General features: G+C 63.9%; 22 protein-coding genes and 2 tRNA genes. 6 read left to right on the forward strand and 18 right to left on the reverse strand.

The window, feature by feature from the left end; translation table 11 throughout:
- Positions 1-72: 72 nt before the first annotated feature.
- The 3 genes from ACTEK7_RS03370 (at position 73) to ACTEK7_RS03380 (ending at position 3,367) form a co-directional block, all read left to right on the forward strand.
- On the forward strand, positions 73-1,761 hold the full coding sequence (locus tag ACTEK7_RS03370; protein WP_036028021.1) for an aspartate:alanine exchanger family transporter: 1,689 nt from the start codon (positions 73-75) through the stop codon (positions 1,759-1,761).
- An 11-nt stretch (positions 1,762-1,772) separates the two neighbouring features.
- Complete coding sequence (locus ACTEK7_RS03375; RefSeq protein ID WP_225147944.1) at positions 1,773-2,657, forward strand: alpha/beta hydrolase family protein; 885 nt, start codon at positions 1,773-1,775, stop codon at positions 2,655-2,657.
- Positions 2,658-2,782: 125 nt separating this feature from the next.
- A complete protein-coding gene (locus tag ACTEK7_RS03380; protein ID WP_225147943.1) occupies positions 2,783-3,367 on the forward strand; it encodes an invasion associated locus B family protein in 585 nt (194 codons plus the stop codon).
- Positions 3,368-3,381: 14 nt separating this feature from the next.
- On the opposite strand, the gene ACTEK7_RS03385 is transcribed toward ACTEK7_RS03380, so the two are convergent.
- Both ACTEK7_RS03385 and ACTEK7_RS03390 read right to left on the reverse strand, forming a co-directional pair.
- The gene (locus ACTEK7_RS03385; protein WP_225125442.1) at positions 3,382-3,750 is read right to left on the reverse strand and encodes a response regulator transcription factor; all 369 of its coding nucleotides are present in this window, start codon (positions 3,748-3,750) and stop codon (positions 3,382-3,384) included.
- A gap of 170 nt (positions 3,751-3,920) precedes the next feature.
- A complete protein-coding gene (locus ACTEK7_RS03390) occupies positions 3,921-4,544 on the reverse strand; it encodes a response regulator transcription factor (protein ID WP_036039437.1) in 624 nt (207 codons plus the stop codon).
- A gap of 304 nt (positions 4,545-4,848) precedes the next feature.
- On the opposite strand from ACTEK7_RS03390, the gene ACTEK7_RS03395 reads away from it, so the two are divergent.
- Positions 4,849-5,532 (forward strand): helix-turn-helix domain-containing protein, encoded by a 684-nt coding sequence (locus ACTEK7_RS03395; protein WP_225147942.1) that lies wholly within the window; start codon positions 4,849-4,851, stop codon positions 5,530-5,532.
- Positions 5,533-5,581: 49 nt separating this feature from the next.
- Here the strand turns inward: ACTEK7_RS03395 and ACTEK7_RS03400 are convergent, their stop codons facing one another.
- The 7 genes from ACTEK7_RS03400 to ACTEK7_RS03430 form a co-directional block, all read right to left on the reverse strand.
- Positions 5,582-6,037 (reverse strand): potassium channel family protein, encoded by a 456-nt coding sequence (locus ACTEK7_RS03400; RefSeq protein WP_035999460.1) that lies wholly within the window; start codon positions 6,035-6,037, stop codon positions 5,582-5,584.
- Between the two features lie 26 nt (positions 6,038-6,063).
- Positions 6,064-7,140: an AI-2E family transporter gene (locus ACTEK7_RS03405; RefSeq protein WP_225147941.1), complete on the reverse strand. Its 1,077-nt coding sequence runs from the start codon at positions 7,138-7,140 to the stop codon at positions 6,064-6,066.
- A 711-nt stretch (positions 7,141-7,851) separates the two neighbouring features.
- Positions 7,852-7,926: transfer RNA gene (locus tag ACTEK7_RS03410), tRNA-Asn, on the reverse strand.
- Between the two features lie 137 nt (positions 7,927-8,063).
- Complete coding sequence (locus ACTEK7_RS03415) at positions 8,064-8,432, reverse strand: hypothetical protein (RefSeq protein WP_036027987.1); 369 nt, start codon at positions 8,430-8,432, stop codon at positions 8,064-8,066.
- A 207-nt stretch (positions 8,433-8,639) separates the two neighbouring features.
- The gene (locus ACTEK7_RS03420) at positions 8,640-10,334 is read right to left on the reverse strand and encodes a flotillin family protein (RefSeq protein WP_225147940.1); all 1,695 of its coding nucleotides are present in this window, start codon (positions 10,332-10,334) and stop codon (positions 8,640-8,642) included.
- A 23-nt stretch (positions 10,335-10,357) separates the two neighbouring features.
- Entirely contained in the window at positions 10,358-11,017 is a 660-nt protein-coding gene (locus ACTEK7_RS03425; protein ID WP_225147939.1) for an OB-fold-containig protein, read from the reverse strand.
- A 10-nt stretch (positions 11,018-11,027) separates the two neighbouring features.
- The gene (locus ACTEK7_RS03430; protein ID WP_225147938.1) at positions 11,028-12,188 is read right to left on the reverse strand and encodes a PspA/IM30 family protein; all 1,161 of its coding nucleotides are present in this window, start codon (positions 12,186-12,188) and stop codon (positions 11,028-11,030) included.
- Between the two features lie 423 nt (positions 12,189-12,611).
- Here ACTEK7_RS03430 and ACTEK7_RS03435 point away from each other — a divergent pair, with 423 nt between their 5' ends.
- Positions 12,612-13,169: a hypothetical protein gene (locus ACTEK7_RS03435; RefSeq protein WP_225136733.1), complete on the forward strand. Its 558-nt coding sequence runs from the start codon at positions 12,612-12,614 to the stop codon at positions 13,167-13,169.
- A 105-nt stretch (positions 13,170-13,274) separates the two neighbouring features.
- Here the strand turns inward: ACTEK7_RS03435 and ACTEK7_RS03440 are convergent, their stop codons facing one another.
- The 6 genes from ACTEK7_RS03440 to ACTEK7_RS03465 form a co-directional block, all read right to left on the reverse strand.
- On the reverse strand, positions 13,275-13,658 hold the full coding sequence (locus ACTEK7_RS03440) for a RidA family protein (protein WP_225136736.1): 384 nt from the start codon (positions 13,656-13,658) through the stop codon (positions 13,275-13,277).
- Positions 13,659-13,671: 13 nt separating this feature from the next.
- Complete coding sequence (locus ACTEK7_RS03445) at positions 13,672-16,002, reverse strand: acetamidase/formamidase family protein (protein WP_225147979.1); 2,331 nt, start codon at positions 16,000-16,002, stop codon at positions 13,672-13,674.
- 134 nt (positions 16,003-16,136) lie between these two features.
- On the reverse strand, positions 16,137-17,378 hold the full coding sequence (locus ACTEK7_RS03450; protein ID WP_225147937.1) for an acetamidase/formamidase family protein: 1,242 nt from the start codon (positions 17,376-17,378) through the stop codon (positions 16,137-16,139).
- 43 nt (positions 17,379-17,421) lie between these two features.
- Positions 17,422-19,044, reverse strand: a complete 1,623-nt coding sequence (locus tag ACTEK7_RS03455; protein ID WP_225147936.1) for an amino acid ABC transporter permease/ATP-binding protein — start codon at positions 19,042-19,044, stop codon at positions 17,422-17,424.
- A gap of 186 nt (positions 19,045-19,230) precedes the next feature.
- Positions 19,231-20,115: an ABC transporter substrate-binding protein gene (locus tag ACTEK7_RS03460; protein ID WP_430516861.1), complete on the reverse strand. Its 885-nt coding sequence runs from the start codon at positions 20,113-20,115 to the stop codon at positions 19,231-19,233.
- A gap of 457 nt (positions 20,116-20,572) precedes the next feature.
- Positions 20,573-20,833 carry a hypothetical protein gene (locus tag ACTEK7_RS03465; RefSeq protein ID WP_025036239.1) on the reverse strand — a complete coding sequence of 87 codons (261 nt, stop codon included), beginning with the start codon at positions 20,831-20,833 and terminating at the stop codon, positions 20,573-20,575.
- A 264-nt stretch (positions 20,834-21,097) separates the two neighbouring features.
- Here ACTEK7_RS03465 and ACTEK7_RS03470 point away from each other — a divergent pair, with 264 nt between their 5' ends.
- Complete coding sequence (locus ACTEK7_RS03470; RefSeq protein ID WP_036027983.1) at positions 21,098-21,307, forward strand: hypothetical protein; 210 nt, start codon at positions 21,098-21,100, stop codon at positions 21,305-21,307.
- 79 nt (positions 21,308-21,386) lie between these two features.
- Here ACTEK7_RS03470 and ACTEK7_RS03475 read toward each other — a convergent pair whose 3' ends face one another.
- From ACTEK7_RS03475 to ACTEK7_RS03485, 3 genes are all read right to left on the reverse strand, one after another.
- Complete coding sequence (locus tag ACTEK7_RS03475) at positions 21,387-21,533, reverse strand: hypothetical protein (RefSeq protein ID WP_167361661.1); 147 nt, start codon at positions 21,531-21,533, stop codon at positions 21,387-21,389.
- A 174-nt stretch (positions 21,534-21,707) separates the two neighbouring features.
- Positions 21,708-21,781 (reverse strand) — tRNA-Cys (locus ACTEK7_RS03480).
- 84 nt (positions 21,782-21,865) lie between these two features.
- Positions 21,866-22,606 carry a tRNA-uridine aminocarboxypropyltransferase gene (locus ACTEK7_RS03485; protein ID WP_036027982.1) on the reverse strand — a complete coding sequence of 247 codons (741 nt, stop codon included), beginning with the start codon at positions 22,604-22,606 and terminating at the stop codon, positions 21,866-21,868.
- Between the last annotated feature and the right edge of the window lie 2 nt (positions 22,607-22,608).

The raw sequence follows: 22,608 nt of genomic DNA on the forward strand, positions 1-22,608 counted from the left end.
GAAGGCTTGATCTGGATCAAGCAACATCTCGCCGCCGCCAATCAAATCGCGCCAAAGCGCCGGGGGAATGCCATGGAAACCGTCAGGTGGATCATCGCCACCGCACCGGAAATATTCCTGCTGCTCGCGATCGCGATCGGTACCATCCTCGGCCGCATCAGGATCCGCGGCTTCTCGATCGGAACCACCGCCTGCATCCTGATCGTCGCCGTGCTGATCGGACAGCTCGGGAGCTTCACGTTCCCGCCGATCCTCCGGGCGATCCTGTTCAGCCTGTTCGTCTTTACGATCGGTTACCGTTCTGGACCGGAATTCTTCGCCTCGCTGAGCGTGCGGACCTTGGCACAGGTCGTGCTGGCGTTGGTGATCGGCGCCACGGGGCTCGCGCTCGTGCTCATCTTCGCGCGTGTCTTCACGTTGGATACGGGAACAGCGGCAGGACTGACGGCAGGGGCGCTGACGCAATCCTCGGTGATCGGCACCGCATCCGGCGCGCTGGCGCAGCTCGGCCTGCCGAGCGACGTGCTGAAGCAGCAGGAAGCCAACATCGCGGCGGGCTATGCGGTGACCTACGTGCTCGGCTACATCCTGACGCTCCTGTTCGTGCCATTCGTCGCGCCGCGGCTGATGCGGATCGATCTGAAGGCGGAGGCGAAGAAGCTCGAGGCGGAGCTCGCCGGCGGTACGCCGCCAAAGACGGAAAACCTGTCCTATCGCAAATTCCAGGCCCGCGCCTATCGCGTCTCGGCCGGCGCAGGTCGTACCATCGGTGCTATCGAGGCGGAGATCGGCGGCCGCACGGTCGTAGAGCGGATCGTGCGCAGCGGGGCCGACATCAAGCCGCAGCAGGATACCGTGCTCGAGGCCGGCGACGACATCGTCATCGCCGGTCCGACCGCCGCGATCGTCGCGGCCAAGCCGATCCTCGGGGCCGAGATCGACGCGGGGGAACTGCTGCGCAACCTGCCCGGCAATGTGATCGAAGTGCTCGTTGAGAACCGCCAGCTGCACGGCCGCTCACTGCGCGAAATCGTTGACCGGCTCGGCGACAATGCACGCGGTGTATTCCTGCGTGCGCTGACGCGCATGGGGCGGGAAGTGCCGCTCGGTCCCGATACGCGCGTCTATCTCGGCGACGTCATGACGCTGGTCGGCAGCACCGGCAATATCGCGCGGGCAACGGCGCCAGTGGGACACGCTCTGAATACGAGCGACCGCACCGACATCGCCTTTCTCGCTGCGGGCATCGCAGTGGGTCTTCTGGCCGGCCTTGCCAGCTTCAAAATCGGCACTGTCGCATTGACACTCGGTGGCGGCGGCGGCGCGCTGATCGCCGGGCTCGTCTGCGGTTGGTTGCGTTCGCGCAGGCCGGGCATCGGCGCAATGCCGCCCGCGGCGCAGCAGACCCTGAGCGACATCGGCCTCGGCGGCTTCATCGCGGCGATCGGACTCGGCAACGGCCTTGCCGCCTGGTCGGCGATCCAGGCGCACGGTCTGTTGCTGGTCGGCATGGGCATCGTCGTCACGCTGGTCCCGATGACGGTGGGAACGCTGGTTGCCTATTATCTGCTGCGCATGAATCCGGTCGTGACCTGCGGTGCGCTCGCCGGCGCCATGACGGTCGATGCCGCCGTCACCGGCGCCTGCGACGTTGCCGAGAGCCAGACGCCGGTGCTCGGCGTCGCCGTCCCCTACGCGGTCGGCAATGTCGTCCTCACGGTGCTCGGCCCGATCGTCGTGGCCGCAACCTATTCAGGTTGAGGGAGGCCCGGATGCGACGCGGACCTGCATTGCTCCATTTTTTCGCGATCACCTTGCTCAGCGTTTTCGTGGCCGCATCGCCCACGCACGCCGCGGACGAGGTCCGCATCCAGGAGGAAATCTGGGCGCTGCCCCTGCCGCTGCCGATGTTCGCCTATCTGGTGCGCCCGGTCGGCGACGGTCCGTTCCCGCTCGTCATCATGAATCACGGTGTCTCGCTCGACGCGACCCAGCGCAGCCTTTTCCCTCTGGTCGAATTTCGCGACGCCGCCAAATGGTTTGCGAGGCGCGGCTATCTCGTGGTGGCCCCGGTGGGCAGCGGTTATGGCGCGCAGGCAATCGACATCCCCGAACGCGGAATGTTCGGCCCGTTCTTCTCGAAAATCGGGAAGTGCGCCAATCCCAATTTCCGTGATGCCGGCCTCGCGGTCGCCCAGGTCGATCTCTGGATCATTGACTATCTGGCCGCCGAGAAGCGGATCATCCCGAAGGACGTGATCGTGGTCGGCCAGTCTGCCGGCGGCTGGGCCTCGATCGCCCTTTCGAGCGTGAACCCGCCACAGGTGAAGGCCATCATCGTCTTTGCCGGAGGCCGCGGCGGACGCGTCGACGGCAAGCCGAACAACAATTGCGCGCCCGACCGACTGGTCGAGGCCACCGCCGATTTCGGCCGTACATCGCGCGTGCCGATGCTGTGGATCTACACGGGGAATGACACGTATTTCGGTCCCGACCTATCGAAGCGCATGCACGCTGCCTTCATCGGCGCCGGCGGCCGGGCCGAATATCACCTGATGCCCCCGTTCGGCAACGAGGGACATTTCTTCATCGGTTCGCCGGACGCAATCCCGCTCTGGTCGCCGCTGGTTGCCAGGTTTCTCGATGCGCAGAACTGAACTGGAGCATGATCCGGAAAAGTGTGTAGCGGTTTTCCGAAGAGATCATGCTCGAACAATAATCTAAAGCGCGATCACGATTCATCCTGATCGCATCGCGCTTCAGGAATTTCGGAGTTGCAGCGATGGCTCGTGCTCTTGATTGTCTCTCTGGCCTCTTGATGGTTGCATTGGTCGGGAGCGCCACGACCTCGAGTGTCGCGTCGCCGAAGGCGGCGCAATCCGGGAAGCCCCCCGAATTCGCAACGCGCGGCCAGCGCGAAGCGAACGACATCACCTATGGCAGCTGGCAGAAATTGTGCTTCAAGGCCGGCGGCGCGCCGTCCCTCTGCCGAACCTCGATCACTGGCCGGTTCGCGACCGGGCAAACAGCCGTGCGCATTGATCTGATCGAGCGGGAGGACGCGCCCACCGCCCGCCTGCAACTTTTCGTGCCGGTCGGAATGTACCTGCAGCAAGCACCGAAACTGGCCGTCGACCATGGCGCCGCGTTCCGCATTCCTTATACCTGGTGTCTCACCAATTTATGCGTCGCGGCGGACGTCGTGACGCCAAAAATCATCTCGGAGATGGAAAACGGTCAAACGCTTCTGCTCGAACTCGTCGACTCCAATCTTCTTGCCGTGACGACTTCGATTCCGCTCGCGCAATTCGGTTCCGCCCATAAGGGGGCGCCGACCAGGATACTCGAGCAATATGTCGAAGAATGACGGCCGTCGTGGAGCTACAAGACGCGGGCGCGCTGGACCGATTCGATCAAAGACTGCGCCGCAAACGGCTTGATGAGATAGGCGATGCAGCCCGAGGCAATCGCGGCCGAGCGGTTTGCCGGGCTGTCATTGCCGGTGACATAGATCACCGGTGCCGCAATGCCCTTCTCGGTCAGGCTTTGCCGCACCTCGATGCCAGACCTTGCACCCAGATTGATGTCGAGGATGATGCAGATCGCGGTGTGGAACCTGTCATGATCGAGCAAGGCCCCTCCCGTGTCGAACAGGGTCGTGGCGAAGCCGTATCCTCGCAGCAGCCTGTCCATGCTGGTACGCATGGACGGATCGTCATCGACAACGAAGACGGACTCGCGCAGGGGCAAAGCGATTGCCTTTCCGGAAGACGACAGTGGGATATCGGATACGATAGCTCCGCGCTTTCGCGTGTGCGTATGTACATTATTGCACATAGCGCGTCGCGCACTGTCAACACGCCCCGGCATTGTCCTTTGGGACAGGCACGTTCAGGGAACCTCGCGTCTTCCCGGAGCCGTCAGCGTTCGTCCGGATCGAGCATTCCGAGACGCTCTGCGATCGAAACGAGTTCCGCCAGCGAGCGAACCTGCATCTTCTCCATCACTTGATGGCGATGCGCCTTCACGGTGCGTTCGGTGGTCCCCAGCTCATGCGCGACCTGCTTGTTGATCCTGCCGCGCACGATCAGATCGAACACCTGTCGCTCGCGCTGCGTCAGCGTGGCCAGATGACCACGAAACGCATCCAGCCTGCTGGCCTGGGCGCGCGCCGTCCGCTGACTAGCCAGCGCGCGCTCGATCGCTTCGAGCAATTGTTCGGAGGATATCGGTTTGGTCAGGAAGTCTTCCGCACCTGCCTTGATCGCGCGCACGGTCGTCGGCGTGTCGGCATGACCGGTCAGGAAGACGATGGGCAGCATCGACCCCGCCGCAGCCAACCGCGCCTGCAGGTCGGGACCACTCAGGCCCGGAATCCGCACGTCGAGCAGGATACATCCCGCCTGCCCGTCATCCGGCGCCGAGTCCAGGAGCTCCAGCGCCGAGGCGTAGGTCGCGACCTCGTATCCCGCGAGCTTTAGCCGGCGCTCGATCGCGGTCCGAAACGACTCGTCGTCGTCAACAACGTGAACAAGGCCTGGCAACTTCCTACCTCTCGCCCAACTTGATCAGGACGCTCGGCGTCCTTGTCGTTCTTCAAAGCGATTTTCTCGTTTGAAAGTCGGAATATCTGCTTCGCAATATGTCGCATCTTCCCTGCGGTGGAGGATTCTCATCCAGCGCAGCAATCACCAGTGCTGTCCTTTGGTACACTGAACCTTGGGACAATGGATAAGAATACTTCCTTGGCCGAAAATCAACTTCGGCGGGAGTGGGATAGCGCGGCGCATTTCCGGCAAAGTATTTCGTCTGACAGACCAATTCGGCGGAAAGCTGAGGAGTTGGCCTATGTTCGTTCGCATCACGACGGATTCCACGCTGCGTCCCAATACCCTCCGCGACCTCGGCATGGCATCTCATTCAAATGCCCTGGTCAATTTAAGCGAATTTTCCTACCGAAAAGGCTCCGAGATCTACGGCGAGAAGGAGCCGGCCGAGTATGTCTATCAGGTCAAGTCCGGCGCGGTGCGAAGCTACAAGCTGCTGTCGGACGGGCGCAGGCAGATCGGCGCGTTTCACCTCGTCGGCGACATTTTCGGGCTCGAGAACGGCAGCGAGCACCGCTTCACGACGGAAGCCATCGTCGACACCACGGTACGGCTGATCAAACGCCAAAGCCTGGAAATCGTGGCCGAGAGCGATGCCATGGTAGCCAGAAACCTGCTCAGCATGACCACGAACAACCTCCAGCATGCTGAAGACCACATGCTGCTGCTCGGCCGCAAGACCTCCCTGGAGCGCGTCGCCGCATTCCTGCTCGAAATGGACAAGCGCCTGACGGCTGCCGGCGTCATGGCGCTTCCGATGTCCCGACGCGACATTGCCGACTATCTCGGCCTGACGCTGGAGACCGTCTCGCGGGCTTTGTCGCGGCTGCATGAACTCGGCGTGCTCGGCTTCATCGGCAACACCCAGCGCCAGATCGTGCTCCTCGACCGGCACCAGCTCGCAGGCCTCGATCTGCAGCCGTGAACCGGCGAAATGCCGGTTCGCGATCCGCGATGGTCGCGATCGCCGCGGCTCAGGTGCCCGGCAGGTCCGCGCCGGGTTTTTCCGTGAGCCCGAGATGGTCGAGCGTCCTGAGCAAAACCTCGAACAGGATGGCGGCGGACCAGCCGAACAGAAGAACGCCGTTCATGGCGGTCAGCGGGCCAATCAGCCGCCATTCGGGCACCGGCGTGATGTCGCCGTAGCCGAGCGTGGTGTAGTTGACGAACGCGAAGTAGAGCATGTCCGCGTCGGCGGTCGCCGCGTGCACGATATGATAGGTCGCCGCCCACATCAGAATTTCGATCATGTGGGCGATCTTCAACACGACGGCGATCGTGATCATGACGCTCATGAGGTGCAATCGCGGCCGCTTGGTATGGCGCGGGACGGCACTGCGGGCCACCGTGACGGCGACCACCGTCACGAGCGCGTGGATTCCGATATTGATCACGCTGACGAGCGTGCCGACAAGGAATTGGAGCATCATCGGGGTGAACCAAACCTCATTTCTGCCTAGGCCAACCGTGCCTCGATCGTTTCCTTTGCGACAACGGTTTCCTGATCGACCCGCGCTGACGCAGCGCCGTCGATTCCTGTCCATGCGGTCGCGAGCTCCCAGGCCACCGACAGGATGATCGGCCCAATGAACAGTCCGATGATTCCATGCGCGAGCGTACCACCAATGACCCCGATCAGGATGACCAGCGTCGGCGTCGTCAGGCCCCGCCCCATGAGGAGCGGCTTCAGCACGTTGTCGAGCAGACCGACGACGACCAGATAGACAGTCAAGAGCAGGGCGACGGTCACGTCCTTGTCCACCCATATCCAGACCAGCACGGGGAAAAGAACGGGGCCGGCGCCGATTTGGACAATCGACAGCAAGAGCACGACGACCGCGAGCAGTCCCGCGCTTGGGATCTCTGCGAGCTTGAAGCCGATGCCCGCCAGCAAGGCTTGAAGGATAGCGACGCCGATAATGCCCTGCGCGACGGCGCGTATGGTTGCGCCGGCGAGCTCGAGAAAGTGCTCGCTCCGGCCGGGCACGACGCGCAACAGGAAGCCGCGCAGCGCGGCGACGAGCTGCGCGCCGTGCGGGAGCAGAAAGCCCGCGACGATCACCGACAGCAGGAATTGGAGCATGCCAATTCCGGTGTCACCGGCAAACGACAGCATCACTCCGGCGAGCGGTTTCAAGTACGGCGCCACCTCGCGCAGCGCCGCACGGATGTTCGTGTAGGCCTCGTTCCAGATCGCGTAGAGCTGAGGACCGATCAACGGCCAGCTCCTGATCTGCTCCGGTGCGGCCTGGAGCGCGAGATCGCCACTGCCGATCTGGGCCGCAAGGTCCCGGATCCCTTCGACTGCACTGAGGCCGAGCCACGCGGCGGGACCGATGACGATGCCCAGCGTGATCAGGGTGAGAACGGCTGAGGCTGTCCGGGGACGGCCACCGAGGCGTTGGGCGAGCCAGGCGAAGACGGGATGAAATGCCACCGCCAACACGGCGCTCCAGCTCAGGATCGGCACGAAAGGCCGGATCACCAGGAAAGTCCAGAAGATCAGCAGCCCGAGCAAGCCCAGCCGGATCACGACCTGGACAATGTCCTCCGCGGACAGGAGCTGGCGAAGCGTTTTCAAGGGTCGTTGCCTCCAGGTCGACGGACCGCTGCTGAAAAGCTAGCGGGGCGGCCCGCCGAGGAGGCTTGATCCAGATCAAGCCAGGCGATCGGTCACCTAGCGAGATCGGCAACAGGCGCGCAGCCAGTTGCGTCTCGGCGCAGATTGCGCGGTCCACCGCCCGCGAGTATGCCCCGGTGCTGGACCTGAGCAAGCAGTCGTGAAGTTGACGCCGACGAACGGATTGATCTCGACATAGCTCCGACCGACGGCAAAGCCCATGATCTCGATTGCTGTGCCCGTCTGGAGGCTAATGGCGGGTACGGCCGAGCTATATCGGCCGCTCCGCCCGGCGGCCTGTTCTTTCTGGTCACGACCAAGAGGGCCAGGGCTCTGGAGGTATCGGCCGGCTTTCATTCCTTCGATTCGGACTTGGCGCTCAGGACGACCCGATCAGAGAGTGCCTTTTGGAACTTTATTCCAACGCCGTCGCCGGAATTTGGGGGGATCCCGAGGGGCAATTTGGGGGTACAAGGCCCCTACCCCCTCCATATCCCCAGCCGCTCCGGACCACGGCGGAAGTGGCAGAACAGAACGAGACGTTGAAACCCCTGATTTTTCAGTGGCTTACCCCTAGGGCTTGCTTAGTTCTGGAGTGTTTTGAAAGGCTTGGAAACAGCCTGATGGCTCCCCGGGCTGGATTCGAACCAGCGACCATCCGATTAACAGTCGGATGCTCTACCGCTGAGCTACCGAGGAAAAGGGCGAACCGTTCGTTCGCGCGCGGCTGCGTATAACAAAGCCGCTTGCGCTTGCAAAGGACGAATTCGTCATCATCCGCAACGCGCTCGGAGGGACCTGGAATGGCCGCTCCTCCGGCCGGGACCGGGCGAGGATTATTCCGCCAGGAACGAGGTGGTCTTGGTGCCGGGGTCGTAGCGCAAGCGGAGCGCGGTGAGCTTGCAGAGATTGACGTTCTTCCACAGCACCGACTCGTCATAGTTCTTCCAGTCGACCCGGATGTTCCAGACGCAGCCTTCATCGTCGTCGTCGAACTCGACATAAGTGCTGGCCTGGTTCTGCAACACCTTGTCGAGCTCGTTCTCCCACTCGTCCAGCCCGTCATCCGGCGCGTTGAAGCCCAGGAACTTGATGGCATAGCCGGTCTCGTTGACCACGGTGACGTTGCGGGCATCGGCCGCAAGCGACGGCGCGGCGGCGATCGAAAGGGCGATCGCGATCAATCCGGACAGAAAATGCTTCATTGTGAAATTCTCCGATCGAAACAGGTCTCGGCGCCCGATGTCGATCGACGCAGGCGCCGTGGCAAACAAAACGTTGCCTCAAGACTCGTCCGGAGCGAGATCGACCGATTCAAGACACGATCGATCCGCGCTCCGGAACGTTCGCGCGACGCGAGACGCGCCCCGCCTGTTTATCGCTTCGAATTCTCCGCAGCAATGAACCGGCATTCATAGTTCGGCGGCGTTTGTTTTCTCCGGCAGCGGCGCCGGCACGGCCGCGCCGTTGCTCTTTCCGGTCACGGCGCCGACCAGCGCCTTCACCGGATCCTCGTCCGGCGCAAAGCCGCTCTGGCGCAGGATTTCGTCGATCATCGGACGCAGCGCATGGACCTTGAGCAGCTCGCCGGCCAGACCTTCGCCGAAGCCGACATTACCTCCGCTCGCACCGTTGCCGCCGAACGCGCCGCCGGTGTGCAGGATGCGGACATCCTTGAGATTCGCGATCGGCTTCACCATCTCCGCCAGCGCGGACGGCATGGTCTCGATCCGCTTCTTGGCGATCTCGAAATCGATGACGTTGTTGCCGAGCTTGTTCTGCGCCTCGTTCTTCATGGTGATGACGGCGGCTTCCGCCTCGCCGATGTTGCGAACGCCGACCGCCTTGATCTTGTTGGATTCGGCTTCGGCGGTGGCCAGCGTCTTGACGGCTTCGGCGCGATCGAGCGAGGCCTTCTTCTCGGCCTCGGCCGCGACGATCAGCTCGGTCGATTTGCGTTCGGCCTCGGTGCGTGCGGCCAGCACCTGGGTCAGGCGGGCACGATCGGCGACCTCGATGGCGCGCGCGGTGACGACCTTTTCCTCCGCGGAGACGGCCAGCGCCTCGGCGGTCTTGGCTTCGGCGACGGCTTCCGACGTCTCCTTGCTCTTCGCCGCGATCTGGATCTCGTTCTCCTGCGTCGCGATCTGGATCTCGCGCTGGGCGTCGGTCTTGCGCTTGTTGATCGCCAGCTCCGACTCGATCACCGCGGTTTCCTTGACCTGCTTGGCACCCGCCTCCTTCTCGGCAACCGCACGATCGGTGTCGATGCGAGCGTTCTCCTCGGTCAGACGCGCCGTCTGCGTCGCGGTCGCGACCTCGGCGCGGGTGCTCGCCGTCTTGTTGGCGATGTCGCGCTCCTGCGACAGCTCGGCTTCCTTCTTGGTCCGCTCGATCCCGAGGGTCTGCTGGCGCGCCTCGAGGTCCTTTTGCGCGATCGCCACCTCGTTATCGCGCACGATCGCGTTTCGATCGCGGCGGCGGGTTTCGGTGACCGTCTTGAGCTGGGTCAGACCCTCGGCGTCGAAGAAGTTCTCCGGGTTGAAGAATTTGACGTCGGTCTGGTCGAGCTTGGTCAGCGACACCGATTCCAGCTCGAGCCCGTTCGACTTCACGTCAGACTCGACCGTGGACTGCACGTGCTTGACGAAGTCCGAGCGCTTCTCCTGGAGCTCCAGGATACTCATGGTCGCGGCGACCGAGCGCAGGCCGTCGACGAATTTCGCCTCGACCTGGTTGCGCAGCGCCTCGGCATCGTTGGTCAGCGCGCCCAGCGTCTGGCTTGCAAGCGCAATGCTCTCCTCGTCGGGACGGACGCGGACGTAGAACTCGGCAACGATGTCGACGCGCAGGCGATCCTTGGTGATGAGGGATTCCCGCTCCTTGCGCTCGACGGTGAGGCGCAACGTCTTCAGATTGACGCTGGCATAGGAGTGGAAGATCGGCAGGATCATGGCGCCGCCGTCGAGCACGACCTTCTTGCCGCCGAGCCCGGTGCGCACGAAGGCCTCGTCGCGGGTGGCGCGCTTGTAGAGGATGGTGAAGACGATCCCCAGGACGACGATCAGCGCGACGCCGATCACGGCCGGGACTGCGATGTCGAACATGGCTTTCTCCGCTGTGGGACTTGCTAATTGCTTAGAGTGGGGTTGGACGGCTTGAGTTCATCGTCGGCCTTCACCGCGACGAAGCGCGTGCCGTCGCGGTCGACCAGGAGGACCATGGTTCCCTGCGGCAAAGGTCCCGATGACGGCGCCGCGACCGCCGAGACGAAATGGCGGTTGCCGTGGATGTCGGCGACGCTGACGCGGCCGGGCGGCCCCTGGTCGAGCGGGCCAACGACGACCTCCCCGATGCGGCCGACCAGATCGCCGAGGCCGACGACGTAGCTTTCGTCCTTGGGAATGACCCGCGCGATGGTCCTGCTGGCGGCGCGCACAAGCGGAACCGACACCACGACGGCCCCGACCGAGGCGACCGTCGCCGGTAAGGGACCCGCAACCATTCGCGCGAGGTCCTGGATCAGGAATCCGGTGATGGAGAAGGCGCCGAGCAGCAGCAGCAGGAAGATCAACAGCGGCACGCCGCCGACATTGATCCAGGAGATGGCGTTGAGCACGCCGTTGTCGCTGGGGTGAGCAAAATCGATGTTGGTGCCCAGCATCTCGCTCAAGGAGGCCCCGATCAGCATCGAGATCACCTCGACCGAGCCGACGATGACGATCATGGCCGCCGCAATCGCGAACGGCCTGACCTCAGGCGCCATGATGTGTTCGAGCAGAGCGCTCATGACACCGCACTCAGCCGCCCGACTTCAACCGGGCCAGCCTCGCTGCAATTTCCTTGTCGCGATGGAGCGTGCTCAGCTCGTCGATGTCGCTCGAATAAGGAATTCCCGGCGGCACGCCGGTGGCCCGTGCCACTGCCCTGCCCGCCCGCAGCGCCTTCGCCGCAGCGGAGGTGCCGCCGGATTTCCGCGACGACGATGTCTGTGGGCTGGCCTGTGCCTCGCTCTTTTCGAGATCGGCGCGGCGCTGCTCGGCATCCTGGAGCGCCGACAGCACTGCGCGGAGCGATGTGACGCATTGCTCGATCTTCTCGTTGTTCTCGTCGATGGCGCGAGAGAGCACCTCGAACTGCGCCTCCAGGTCCATTTGCCGCGCGATGCCGGCGCGGGCGAGATCATCGCGCCCGTCTGCGATCGCGGCCTCGATCTTGGCGGTCAGATCGGTCATCGCCCGCTCGATCTCGCTGCGGCGCGCGTTGAGGCGATATTCCTCGGCCCGGGCAGCGGCGAGCGCATCGCGCGCTTCGGTCTCGGCGCGCTCGATCTCGCGGATGGCCTGTCCGACCACCTTCAGCTTGTTCTTGCCCTCCGCCTGCTCGATCGCATCGTACGCGATCCCGGCAATCAGGCGCCCGACTCGGGACAGGAAATTGTCGGGAGCGGCAGCGATGGTATCCATGGCGTTCTCCTCCTCTGGCAGGCTGTTCGGCGTGACGCCGTAGTGAACTTCGAAACCGTCGTCGGTGCGGATGAGGCGCGCCGGCACGCTCTGCCCCCAGCCCTCGGCATAGCCGGCGTAGTCGAAGGGCACGCTGAAGCGCCCTTGCACGGTCGCAATCGAAATGGTGGCGGGCCCCTTGATCTTCGCGAGCTTGTCGTCGAGCGGCAGGCGGCGCCCTTGCGCGGCGCGATACTCCGCGCGGTCGCGCAGCCCCAACGTCACCAGCCGCGAAGGCAGCGCCGTCTGTTTGCGGATCGGCTCATAGGCATGGGCATGGAGCAGGACCACATTGGAACCCACATTGTGGATCCGCGCCACCTCGTCGAGGATTTCCATCATGCGGTCATAGGCCTGGAATGTCGCCTCGATGGCGGCCTTGGCGGCCGGGTCAGGGGCAAGCCGGTAACGCAGTGCGGACGGCGCGTATCGGGGCGATTGGCTCATGGAAAGCACTAAAGCACCATTTTGGTGCTTTAGTGAAGAGGAAGCTTAATCACGTTCCGCTGATCCCTATGCACTCTGTCGATTAGTCGCGGCGGTCCGGGCCCGCGTTCAAGGCCGGTCGATCACCCCTAGCTCACGGCCGATCAAGACTTCTTGCACGCGCCGGTTGCAATTTGAGACGAAATGCGCGGAGCGTTCGGCAACTGTCAACCGACCCCACCGCTCTCATGTCCCGGACAAGCTGCAGCGCCAAAGGCGTTTGCGGCGTAGAGCCCGGACCCAGAAAGCTGCGCTGAACCAGCATTCGTAGGATGGCTTGAGCGAAGAGAAACCCCTCACCCTCTCCTTGTCCGGCAACCGCGACGCCCTCGACAGCCCCATTCACGCGTGCAAAATTACATATTTATTATCTTTGATTGAGTGAGGCCTGTCATGCTTTGTAACCACGGTCTCTACGATATTGCGAAAGACTTCCAGCCGGCGCTCTCCGCAACTATCGCTCTCGTCGCCGCAGGAGTCGCCTTCATTGTGGGAATGGCGAAGATCAACGTTGACCGCAGAGCCGCCGCGTTCCAACGCGTGAGCAGTCAGCTTGGCGTATGTTTGCGGCTCCGGTCGCGCGCCGGCCATCTCGACGACGTAGCAAAGACCCTGACCGCCTGGCTTGCGAAGGGCGAGCCTGACCCCGACAAACTTGAGCAGGTGCTGAAGGCGTGGCCTTCTGCCTCCGAATTGGACGAAGCATGGAAGGTCGTCGAGAGTATGCCCACAAAAGCGATGGATGACTTCGAGACACTCCTCTACTGCCACCGGGGAATGGCGGCTTACGCCAGCGAGCAGAGAGCCGTGTGGCTCGACAAGAATAGACCGTCCGCTGTGAAGAACCTTTGCACTAACCTGTCCACATCGTATACCCAACTTGAGAAACATCTGAACAATGAGATCAATACCCTCGAGACGGAACGAGAGAACCTTCGGCGGCAGCTGTGAAGCAACTCAAGTCGCAAGTTTCAAACTGAGGTGCTGCCCAACGCGCGATCTTGAGCCTTCATCCAACAAGCAAGCAAAAGATTCGCCCCTATCGACGGTTCCCTTTCACGGCCTCCGGCACACCAGATCGATCTCGATCAGCGCATCATAGGCCAGACCGGTGACGCCGACGCAGGTACGGGCCGGCAGGCGATCCGGCGGAAAGTACGTCCGATAGGTCTCGTTCATCGCCGCATAGTCTTCCTTGAAGCGCGTGAGATAGATCCGCGTCATCACGACGTGCTCGAGGCCGAGGTCGAGGCCCGCGAGAACCACTTTCAAATTCTCCATCACGGCCTTCGTCTGCGCGACGATGCCCTCGGGCAGCACGCCCGGCGTCTGCGGCGTATCGGGCATCTGGCCGGTCACGAAGACGAAGCCGTCGGTCTCCACCGCGTGGCTGAAGGGCGCGACCGGCTTCGGTCCGCCGCTGATCATGTGGAATTTCACTTGGATGTCCTGGTTAAGATGCGTCCTGAAAGAGGCGCTTGCTGAGAATGGCGTGCACGCCCCAATTGCCGTCGACGACCTGTGTTACACCGAAATCGACCGCCGCCGACATCAGCGCGATCGCCTCGTCCTCGCTGAGGCCTTTGACGTTCATAAGAAAGCGCCGCATCTTGCGGAAAGCGTCTTTCATGGCGAGATCGAGCGAGGATTTTGCGTAGACCTCGCTCTGCCCCTGCGCGCCGAATTCCGCGAGATAGTTGGGGTGGCTGAAGCCGGTCAGCACCCAGTCGCTCTCGGTTTCGATCAGGGGATAGGAGAGATCGGCGAAAGGACGGCCGGCGAGATCAGCTTTCTTGTGCAGGATCACCTCGAAGGTGCCGGTCATCGAGCATTCGATCGCGGTGCCGCTGAGCTCGCCGTCGCCCTGTGCGGCATGGGGATCGCCGACTGACAGCAGCGCGCCGGGGACCGAGACGGGGAGATAGACGGTTGCCCCCTTCCCCAGCCGCCAATTGTCGAGATTGCCGCCGAAGTAGGACGGCGGCACGGAATCGACGAAATCGAGCTCGCGCGGCGCCAGCGCGATGACGCCGAAATGCGGGCGCAGAGGAATCTTGATGCCGTCGAGCACGGCGTGCCGGCGCTTGATCGTACCGGGTGCGACGGGAACGCCGGGATAGTCGTAAGTGGCGTGCACCACGCCGAAGGGATCGGTCTGCGGCTCCCAGCGATAGGAATAGAGCGCGCGGGCGTGCGGCATCTCGGCGTCTTCGAAGATCTCATAGATGGTGACGGCTTCGCGCGGCTTGGGACCGCCGAGAAACTCGTTGTAGTGATAGCCCCACCACGCTGCGACAGAGGAGCCGAACACACGGCCCGCATGGCTCGGATTGCGGCTGGCCCGCGGCACGATGTCGAGGATGCGCACCTCCAGTACATCGCCGGGCTGGGCGTCCTTCACCGCGACAGGCCCGGTGCAGATGTGCACGCCAAACCCCTCGCCGGCACCGCGGCCGAACACGCTGGCATCCATCGGGCCGGCGCCGCGGCGGTCGACGTTCTTCTTGCTCCGTGTCCAGCCGAATACGCTTTCTGCGGCGCCATCGCCTGATATCATCAACTCGGGATCGTCGGAGGCGTGCTGCGTCAGCGTCTCGATGGTGATGGTATCGCCCGACGCGATCTCGATCTGCGGCGGCAGCGAGCGGCTGAAATAGCCCCAATGAACGCGGCTGGCCTCGACCGGGAGATGGTGATGACGGCGTTCGGCAGTGGTCGGCTCCCCGGCGCCGGCGCAGGCGACGCTGCTGCGGGCCTCCACACTCTGATGCGCGCGCAATTGCGCCAGCGCCTCCTGCGGCCAGCCGCGTTGGCCGGCGACGCCATGTTGCACGGTCGCCCGCTCGGCCTCCTGCTGTCGGAACTCGCGCGGCGGCAGGCCGAAGCGATGGCGGAAGGCGCGGCTGAAATGCGCGGAGTCGCCAAAGCCATAGGCGTAGGCGATCTCCGAGATCGAGCGATGCGCCTCTGACGGACTGGACAGATCCGCCCAGGCGCGCTGGAGACGACGCTCGCGAACATAGTGGGTGAAATTGTCGCCAACCGTCTCGAACAGCTTTTGCAAATAACGTTCGGAAATGCCCTCGGCTTGCGCGACACGCGCGGGCACCAGATCGGGATCGTCGAGGCGACGCTCGATGGTCTGGCAGATCCGGTGCAGCAGCGCGGCCTGCGTCGCGCTCGCCCCGGCGTCGGACGTCGATGCCGCCAGTTGATGCGCGAGCGTCAGGAGAAGATCGACGAGCGACTGCGCAAGCAGATTCCATTCGGAATCGCTCAAAGTGTCGAGCGTGCGCGCGGTCGCGTCCAGCAGGCGCGAGAACACCTCGGCAAAGCCGCTGGGCGAAACGACGCGCGGCTCGCCGAGCCGCGGCTTACCGGAAAGGCGTCCGTGCAGCGCCTCGGAGGTGACTGACAGCACGATGGCGCGCATGTCCCGCTGGAACACGATGCTCCAGTCGCCGCCGCGCGGCAGCATCACGAGATGACCGACGGGAACGATGCGGTGCCCGCCGACGGTTTTCAACACCATGCCATCCTCGACCGGCATCAGCGCGATCGGCAGGTCTTCGTTCGCTCGTGCCAGCGGACCGACGCTCTGCGCGCCCGCGGCCATGCGCGTCAGCGCAACGCCGGCGGTCTGGCGATGGGAGGCGGTAGCATGCCCGTCAAAGAAGGAATGGCCGCCTGCCGGCTGCAGGCCGACCGCCGCAAGCACGTCCCGCCAGGCTTCGGGCCGGTCGTCTTGCGTGTAGGACTCGCTCGTGAACGGGCGAAAGCTCATCGGATCGACCCAGATTGCGGTCGATCGAAGCAACCTCTGTGCCAGACGCACGCGGTCCTCCGTCGCTGCGACGGGCCGCAAATGGTCTCCGCTTGTCACCTGCTCATCCCGAAAACAGTCTGCGTCTCAATGCATTACTCGCAGCGGAAAATGTTCTTTCTGATCGTGCCGTGGACGCCCCAATTGGCATCGACCACCTGCGTGACGCCGAAATCGGCGCCGACCGACATCAGCGAGATCGCCTCGTCCTCGCTGAGGCGGTGCACCGTCATCAGAAACCGGCGGAGCTTCCTGAACGCATCGCGCATCGCACGGTCGAGACTGCTGTGATTGGCAATCTCAGTTTGCGCGTTGGCGCCGAGCGCGGCCAGATAATTCGGATAGGTGAAGCCGTAGAACGACCACGCATGATCGGTCTCGAGCATGGGATGGTCGAGGCCTTCGAGGCTGGTGCCGCCGAGGTCGGCCTTCTTGTGCAGGATGAATTCGAAATCGCCGGTCAGCGAGGTCTCGATTGCGGTGCCGCCGAGCTCGCTGTCGCCTTGCGCGGCATGGGGATCGCCGACCGAGAAATAAGCGCCGGGGACCGCGACCGGATAGAACATCCGCGCGCCCTTGCCGATGCGCCAGTCGTCGATATTGCCGCCGGTATAGCTCGGCGGGATCGAGCTGACGAAATCGGCTTCCGATGGCGCAAGGCCCATGGTGCCGAAATGCAGCCGCGCCGGCACCTTCGCGCCGGAAAGGATTTTCTCGCGCTTCCTGATGGTGGCATGGTCCACGCGCACGCCCGGATAGTCGATGGTCGGGTGCACGATGCCGTCAGGATCGGTCTGCGGCGTCCAGACGTAATTGTAGACGGCCTTCGCATAGGGCTCGCCGGAGGTGTCGAGCTCGAAGATGGTGACGACCTCGCGCGGCTTCGGCTCCTCGATCAGGTCGTGATAGTGGAAACCCCAGTTCGCCGCGACATTGGAGCCGAAGCAGCGGCCGGCATGACAGGCACTGCAGCTCGGCCGCGGCCTGATATCGAGGATGCGCACCTCCAGAATGTCGCCGGGCTCGGCGCCTTCGATCGCAACGGGGCCGGTGAGCAAGTGCACGCCGATCCCCTCGCCCGCGCCGCGGAAGAACGGGCCTTTCGTCGGGCCCGAGCCGCGGCGCGCCACCGCCTTGTGCTCGCGCGTCCACAGGAACACGCTTTCGGCACCGGGATCGCCCTGAATCATGCGCTCGTAATCGTCATTGGCGTGGTGGGTCAGCGTCTCGATCGTGGCCCGGTCTCCCGAGCGCAGCGTCAGGGCCGGCGTGACCGTTTTGGAGAAATAGCCCCAATGGACGGTTTTCGGTGAAACCGGCAGCGTGACATGCTTCATGACGTGACCTTTTCGGAGATCTTGCACAGGGTGGAGAGAGGGCTCATCGCACCGTCTCCGGAGTCTTGTCGGCCTCCATCACGCTGAGGAAACGCGCCGTCAGCGGATTGCGTGGATTGGAGAGCACCTCGTGCGCCGGCCCCTCCTCGACGATGGTGCCACCGCTCAGGAAAGCGACACGGTCCGCGACCTCATCGGCAAAGCGGATCTGGTGCGTCGAGATGATCATGGTGAGGCCGTCGTCAATCGCGAGGCGGCGGATCACCTCCAGCACTTCATTGACGAGCTCGGGATCCAACGCCGAGGTCGGCTCGTCCAGCAGCAGCACGCTCGGATTGGGCGCCAGCGCGCGGGCGATGGCGACGCGCTGCTGCTGGCCGCCGGAGAGATGTCGCGGCAGCGCATCGGCGCGGTGCGACAGCCCGACGCGGTCGAGCAGCTCGGTGGCGCGGCGGTCGGCGTCGATCCGGGTCATGCCGTGGACCCAGCGCAAGGGCCCGGCGATGTTCTCCTTCGCCGAGAGGTGAGCAAACAGGTTGAATTGCTGGAACACCATGCCAACGCCGACACTGGCCCGCTCGTTGGCGATGGCGCGCGGCGACAATGACTTGCCATTCTCGCCGAAGCCGAGCCGCCGGCCGCCGACGCGCACCGTGCCGGCGTCCCAGTTCTCCAGATGGTTGATGCAGCGAAGCAGCGTGCTCTTGCCGGAGCCGCTGGGACCGAGCAACGCGACCACCTCGCCCACACGCACGGTCAAGTCGAGGCCGTTGATCACCTTTTGCCCGCCGTAGCTCTTGGTGAGGTCCTTGGTCTCGACCGCGATATTGTTGCGCGCGATCGTCGCCGCGCGACGGGCGCGCTCCTCACGGGTCAAGGCCAGCGGCGGCGTATCGCCGGGCGCTGGCTGTGCAGGCTCCGGATCAGCGGCGGTCACGGCGGCAAGCTCGAACTTGGTGCCGAGGTCGACGCGGCGCCACGGCAGATAATCGGCGAGCTTGCGTTCGCGGCGTGTGGTTCGGTCGAGGTCGAGCCACCATTCGACGAGGAGCTGGATGACACTGATGGCCGTGGTCAGAACGAGATAGAGCAGCCCCGAGGCAAAGAAGATCGAAAAGAAGTCGAAGGTCGAAGATGCCAGCTGGGTCGAGCGCAAGGTCAGCTCCTGCACCGCGATAACAGACGCGAGCGAGGAGTTCTTCAACGCGCTCACCGCCTCATTGCCGAAGGCCGGAATCATCGTGCGGATCGCCTGTGGGGCGATGACCCTGCGCATCAGCACCGACGGCGTCATGCCGAGCGCCTGCCCCGCCGTCACCTGGCCGCGGTCGACGCCGAGCACGCCGGCGCGCAGCATCTCCGCAATGAACGGCGCCTCGTTGCAGGCGAGCGCAAGGCCTGCCGCCAGCACGGCCGGCAGCTTGATGCCCATATGCGGCAGCGCGTCGTAGGCGAAAACCATCTGGAGGATCAGCGGCGTGCCGCGGAAGATCACGGTATAGGCCCGGGCGATCGCCGCCAGCAGCCAGAAGCGCGACAGCTGCATGCCGGCGAGGATCAATCCGAGGATCAACCCGCCGCCGAGCCCGAGGGCGGTCACCTCGAGGGTGAGCTCGATGCCCGCGAGCAGATACGGCATGCTCAGGTAATGAAGGAACAGCGACATCAGTCGACAGTCATGAGAACGGGATCGGGTTTGGTCGAAGACGGGCGCCTCGAGGACAGGCCACCTCTCGAAGCGAAGCTTCGGCTACGTCGCATCGTTCGATGCGATCCGGATGAGAGGTTACGCCCTCTCACCCGGCGCTTCGCGCCGACCTCTCCCCGTCGGGGAGAAGTCGACCGCGCTCAGTCAGTCAGCCGTGAGAATTTCCGGCTCGATGAAGTTGTTCACATCGAGCCCATGCTTCTTCAGGAGCGCCATGTGCGTGCCCGCCTTCTGCACCTCGATCAGGGCAGCGAGCACGGCGTCACGAAATTTCGGCTTGCCCTTGGGAACAGCGATGCCGACCGAGTATGGGATCGTCACAGCGACCGCCTTCTCCAGCTTGTCCGGATAGGCCTTTACGGCGCTGTCGACGGTGTTGACGTCGTTGATGTAGGTGTCGGCGCGGCCGGCCAGAATCGCCTGGATGCAATTGGCGTTGTTGTCGTAAAGCTGGATGGTCGGCTCCGGCTTGCCGGCCTTCTTGCACTCCGGGATCAACGCCTGGATCAGGGGTACCTCGACATAGCCGGTGTTCTCGGCAGCAGCGGCGCCACACAGCGACAGGTTGATGCCGTTGATGCCCTTCGGGTTGCCCTTGGCGACCAGCACGCCATCGAACACCTTCGAGTAGGTGATGAAGTCGGCCGCCTTGGCGCGCTCCTTGGTGGCGTAGATGTCGGAGATCACGATGTCGGCCTGACCGGCGGCAAGCGTGGTCAGGAGCGCCGCGAACGTCACCGCCTTGTAGGTCAGCTTGAAGCCGAGACATTCGCCGATGGCTTCGCCGAGATCGATGTCGAAGCCGATATACTTGCTGGGATCCTTCGGATCGATCGTCTCATAGCCCGGCGTGTGCGGGTTGATGGCATTGACGAGCGTCTTGCCCTTCCAGTCCGGATACTTTTCCTGAAGCGCGGCGCAGGCAGCGGGCGCTGCGGCCTGCGCGCTCAGCGGTGAGGCAACGACGAGACCGAAAGCAATGGCGGCGCCGAGCATGAGCTTGCACCGCGGCAATGATGCGCGCGCCATTCCCCGCCGCGCCTGGGGCCAAATCGACTTCTCCATCTCGCCAGTTCCTCCGAAATGTCATGGCGTCTGCCATGCTCCAGTGATCGGGGAGGAAGCGTGCGGGAGTGGGCGGTGAAAAGCTTGTCCGCGGGCGTACAAAAATTTGGACGGAGCGCGCCCGGCATTTGGGCAAACGGTTGCCCAAAAACTGTCCGCGGACCGCGACGCAGGTGAGGGATTCCGAATTCGGGGGATTACGAAATGCTCTCGGCCGCAGCAGCGATCTGCCGGCCCGCCGAATCATTCGGTGAGCTCATTTGACGCAGATATGACGATTGGCGACCAAGATGCGATGAAGGTACGAAGCATCCACGTCCAGCATCCGCAGCAAATCCACAGCATATTCACAGGGCGCCTGTGACGGATTCGCGAGCCCCTGCGAGGCACTTGCTGCGCACAAGCCCACAAGCCGGGCCGTTCAGCCGCCCGCCTGGTCGAACACGGATCGGCAGGCCTCGCTGAGGCTCGCGCGGTTGCGGCGCAGGCAGGCGGTGATGGCGCGGACGTTGGGGATCTCGCCGGCGCAGAGCCGGTAGACGTCGGGGGTACAGGCCCGCCGCTGCTCCGCCGTTCCCTGTGCATGAGCCGCGGAGGCAAACAGCGTCAGGAACAGCCCGACCGTCGAGGCGCCCCGCGCCCGGCTCTTCACGCCCGCAAACCGCAAGAACCTCGCCTTCATGACCAGTCTCCCGCTCTGCACTGCCCGCTCCGGCCTGCATTGGCCGTACGGTGCAAAAGGGGTTACGAGAAATAAACCGCGGGGAATGTGATCTCCTTCACGCCCGCTGCGCGGCGGCGGGCACATAGGGTTGCCCCGGGGATTTTCAGGAATCGCTAACCATTCGGGTCCCGATCGCCGCATCGTTAAAATACGAACGATCGGGTCAATCCGGAAACAAACCGGCTTTGCGACATTGCGCCGTCCGCGTTCTGCGAGGGTGTGATGAGCGAAGCCGAATTTAATCTGCTGCTGGATGCTGTCCGGGACGCCATGGTCTTTGAGGATTTCGCGCCCGTGCCGGTGGAGCAATACGTGCCCCGCTCGTGGAGTTTCGACACGACGCCCAAGGCTGCCAATAACAAGGCTGCCAATGACAACGAGGGCGCCTGGCCCCTCCTGCCCTTCCCCGACGACTGGTACGCGGCCTGCTGAGGCCACTTGAAGTGAACCGATGCGTCCGCCTTTCGGGCGGTTCGGCATGACCGAGCGCCGGGGACCGGCGCAGCCCCGATCAAGTCTTGACGCGTTCCTCGCCCTGCTGCGGCGCCCGGTCGGGTGCAGCCGGCGGGAAGATGCTGTCATAGATCGCGCGCGCCTCAGCAATGAGGCGGGCCCGCTCCAGCTCGGATTTCGGGACAAATCGAACGACGTCGCCCACGTGCTCTCCAGCTCCAGGGTTTGGATGCGTCTTTTCGCAGATGCGAAGTCTATGCCAGAGGACCTGAATCGCACCTTTCCGCCAAGCCCCGGGCAAACCCGGTGGCTCACTGGAGCTGCGGCTCGGCGGAACCGCCTATAAGTCCAAATTTTGCGGAAAATCAGAGACTTGTGATGGAGGCCACGACCAGAATTGAACTGGTGTACACGGTTTTGCAGACCGTTGCGTAACCACTCCGCCACGTGGCCCCGTAAGGGCGGACCAATATAGGTGATCAATGGCTTAGGCAACCCCACGGCCCGCGGGTAGCACAGCGAAATGTCCAGCCGAAATCAGGCGCGCTTGCCGCGCCGGAAGTCGCGCCGGCGGCCCTTGGGCGCGGGCTTGGGTGCCAGTTCCGGCATCTCGGCCTGGACCTCGCGGTAGCGAGCCAGCATCCGCTCGAAACTGGCATGAAGCGTCTCGGCGATATCAGGGCGCCGCTCGAGGGCGGCGAGGATCGTCGCGGCGGCTTCGATGGTCGCGAGGCCGTCGCGGCGCGGCTCCTTGCGCAAGCGCCCGTAGCGAGAGGGACGTGCCGGATTGAGGATCACGCGCTGGCATTTCAGCATCCAGGGATTGCGCCACCACAGCGCCTTGGCCTGGCTCCAGGTGCCGTCGAGCAGCACCACGCCTTCGAGCTTGCCGAGGATCGCGCGCTGGTTCTCCGCGATCTCGCCCTTGCGGTTGAGCGCGACGATCTCTCCTTCGGCCTCGAGATCGGCCGCGCGTGCCGAGCCGAGATAGAGCACCGCCCAGTGCGAAGCATTCTCGACCGGCCGTCCCAGCGCCTTGGACAGGCTCGGCCAGGACAGGCCGACCCGCACCGTTGCATCGGCAAAATGCCTGGTCAGCAGCCGCGCAGTGCCGAGCGCCCTGTCCTGCTCCTGCGGATGCTGGAGGATCAGCAGCGAGAGCCGGTTCTCGATCGGCGTGACGCTGTCGCAAATGCAGAGCGGCATCGGCTTCTGGCAATGCGGGCATTCGGGGATCGGCTCGGCCGGCGCGGCGGCGGTCTCAGGCGGCTTGGACATGG

The organism is Bradyrhizobium sp. JHI2711 (assembly GCF_056156565.1).

What these genes read in the sequence shown, in the direction of transcription:
- ACTEK7_RS03370 (WP_036028021.1), top strand. Translation starts at nt 73, where the DNA reads ATGGAAACCGTCAGGTGGATCATCGCCACCGCACCGGAAATATTCCTG.
- ACTEK7_RS03375 (WP_225147944.1), top strand. Translation starts at nt 1,773, where the DNA reads ATGCGACGCGGACCTGCATTGCTCCATTTTTTCGCGATCACCTTGCTC.
- ACTEK7_RS03380 (WP_225147943.1), top strand. Translation starts at nt 2,783, where the DNA reads ATGGCTCGTGCTCTTGATTGTCTCTCTGGCCTCTTGATGGTTGCATTG.
- ACTEK7_RS03395 (WP_225147942.1), top strand. Translation starts at nt 4,849, where the DNA reads ATGTTCGTTCGCATCACGACGGATTCCACGCTGCGTCCCAATACCCTC.
- ACTEK7_RS03400 (WP_035999460.1), bottom strand. Translation starts at nt 6,037, where the DNA reads ATGATGCTCCAATTCCTTGTCGGCACGCTCGTCAGCGTGATCAATATC.
- ACTEK7_RS03415 (WP_036027987.1), bottom strand. Translation starts at nt 8,432, where the DNA reads ATGAAGCATTTTCTGTCCGGATTGATCGCGATCGCCCTTTCGATCGCC.
- ACTEK7_RS03420 (WP_225147940.1), bottom strand. Translation starts at nt 10,334, where the DNA reads ATGTTCGACATCGCAGTCCCGGCCGTGATCGGCGTCGCGCTGATCGTC.
- ACTEK7_RS03425 (WP_225147939.1), bottom strand. Translation starts at nt 11,017, where the DNA reads ATGAGCGCTCTGCTCGAACACATCATGGCGCCTGAGGTCAGGCCGTTC.
- ACTEK7_RS03435 (WP_225136733.1), top strand. Translation starts at nt 12,612, where the DNA reads ATGCTTTGTAACCACGGTCTCTACGATATTGCGAAAGACTTCCAGCCG.
- ACTEK7_RS03445 (WP_225147979.1), bottom strand. Translation starts at nt 16,002, where the DNA reads ATGAGCTTTCGCCCGTTCACGAGCGAGTCCTACACGCAAGACGACCGG.
- ACTEK7_RS03450 (WP_225147937.1), bottom strand. Translation starts at nt 17,378, where the DNA reads ATGAAGCATGTCACGCTGCCGGTTTCACCGAAAACCGTCCATTGGGGC.
- ACTEK7_RS03455 (WP_225147936.1), bottom strand. Translation starts at nt 19,044, where the DNA reads ATGTCGCTGTTCCTTCATTACCTGAGCATGCCGTATCTGCTCGCGGGC.
- ACTEK7_RS03460 (WP_430516861.1), bottom strand. Translation starts at nt 20,115, where the DNA reads ATGGCGCGCGCATCATTGCCGCGGTGCAAGCTCATGCTCGGCGCCGCC.
- ACTEK7_RS03465 (WP_025036239.1), bottom strand. Translation starts at nt 20,833, where the DNA reads ATGAAGGCGAGGTTCTTGCGGTTTGCGGGCGTGAAGAGCCGGGCGCGG.
- ACTEK7_RS03470 (WP_036027983.1), top strand. Translation starts at nt 21,098, where the DNA reads ATGAGCGAAGCCGAATTTAATCTGCTGCTGGATGCTGTCCGGGACGCC.
- ACTEK7_RS03485 (WP_036027982.1), bottom strand. Translation starts at nt 22,606, where the DNA reads ATGTCCAAGCCGCCTGAGACCGCCGCCGCGCCGGCCGAGCCGATCCCC.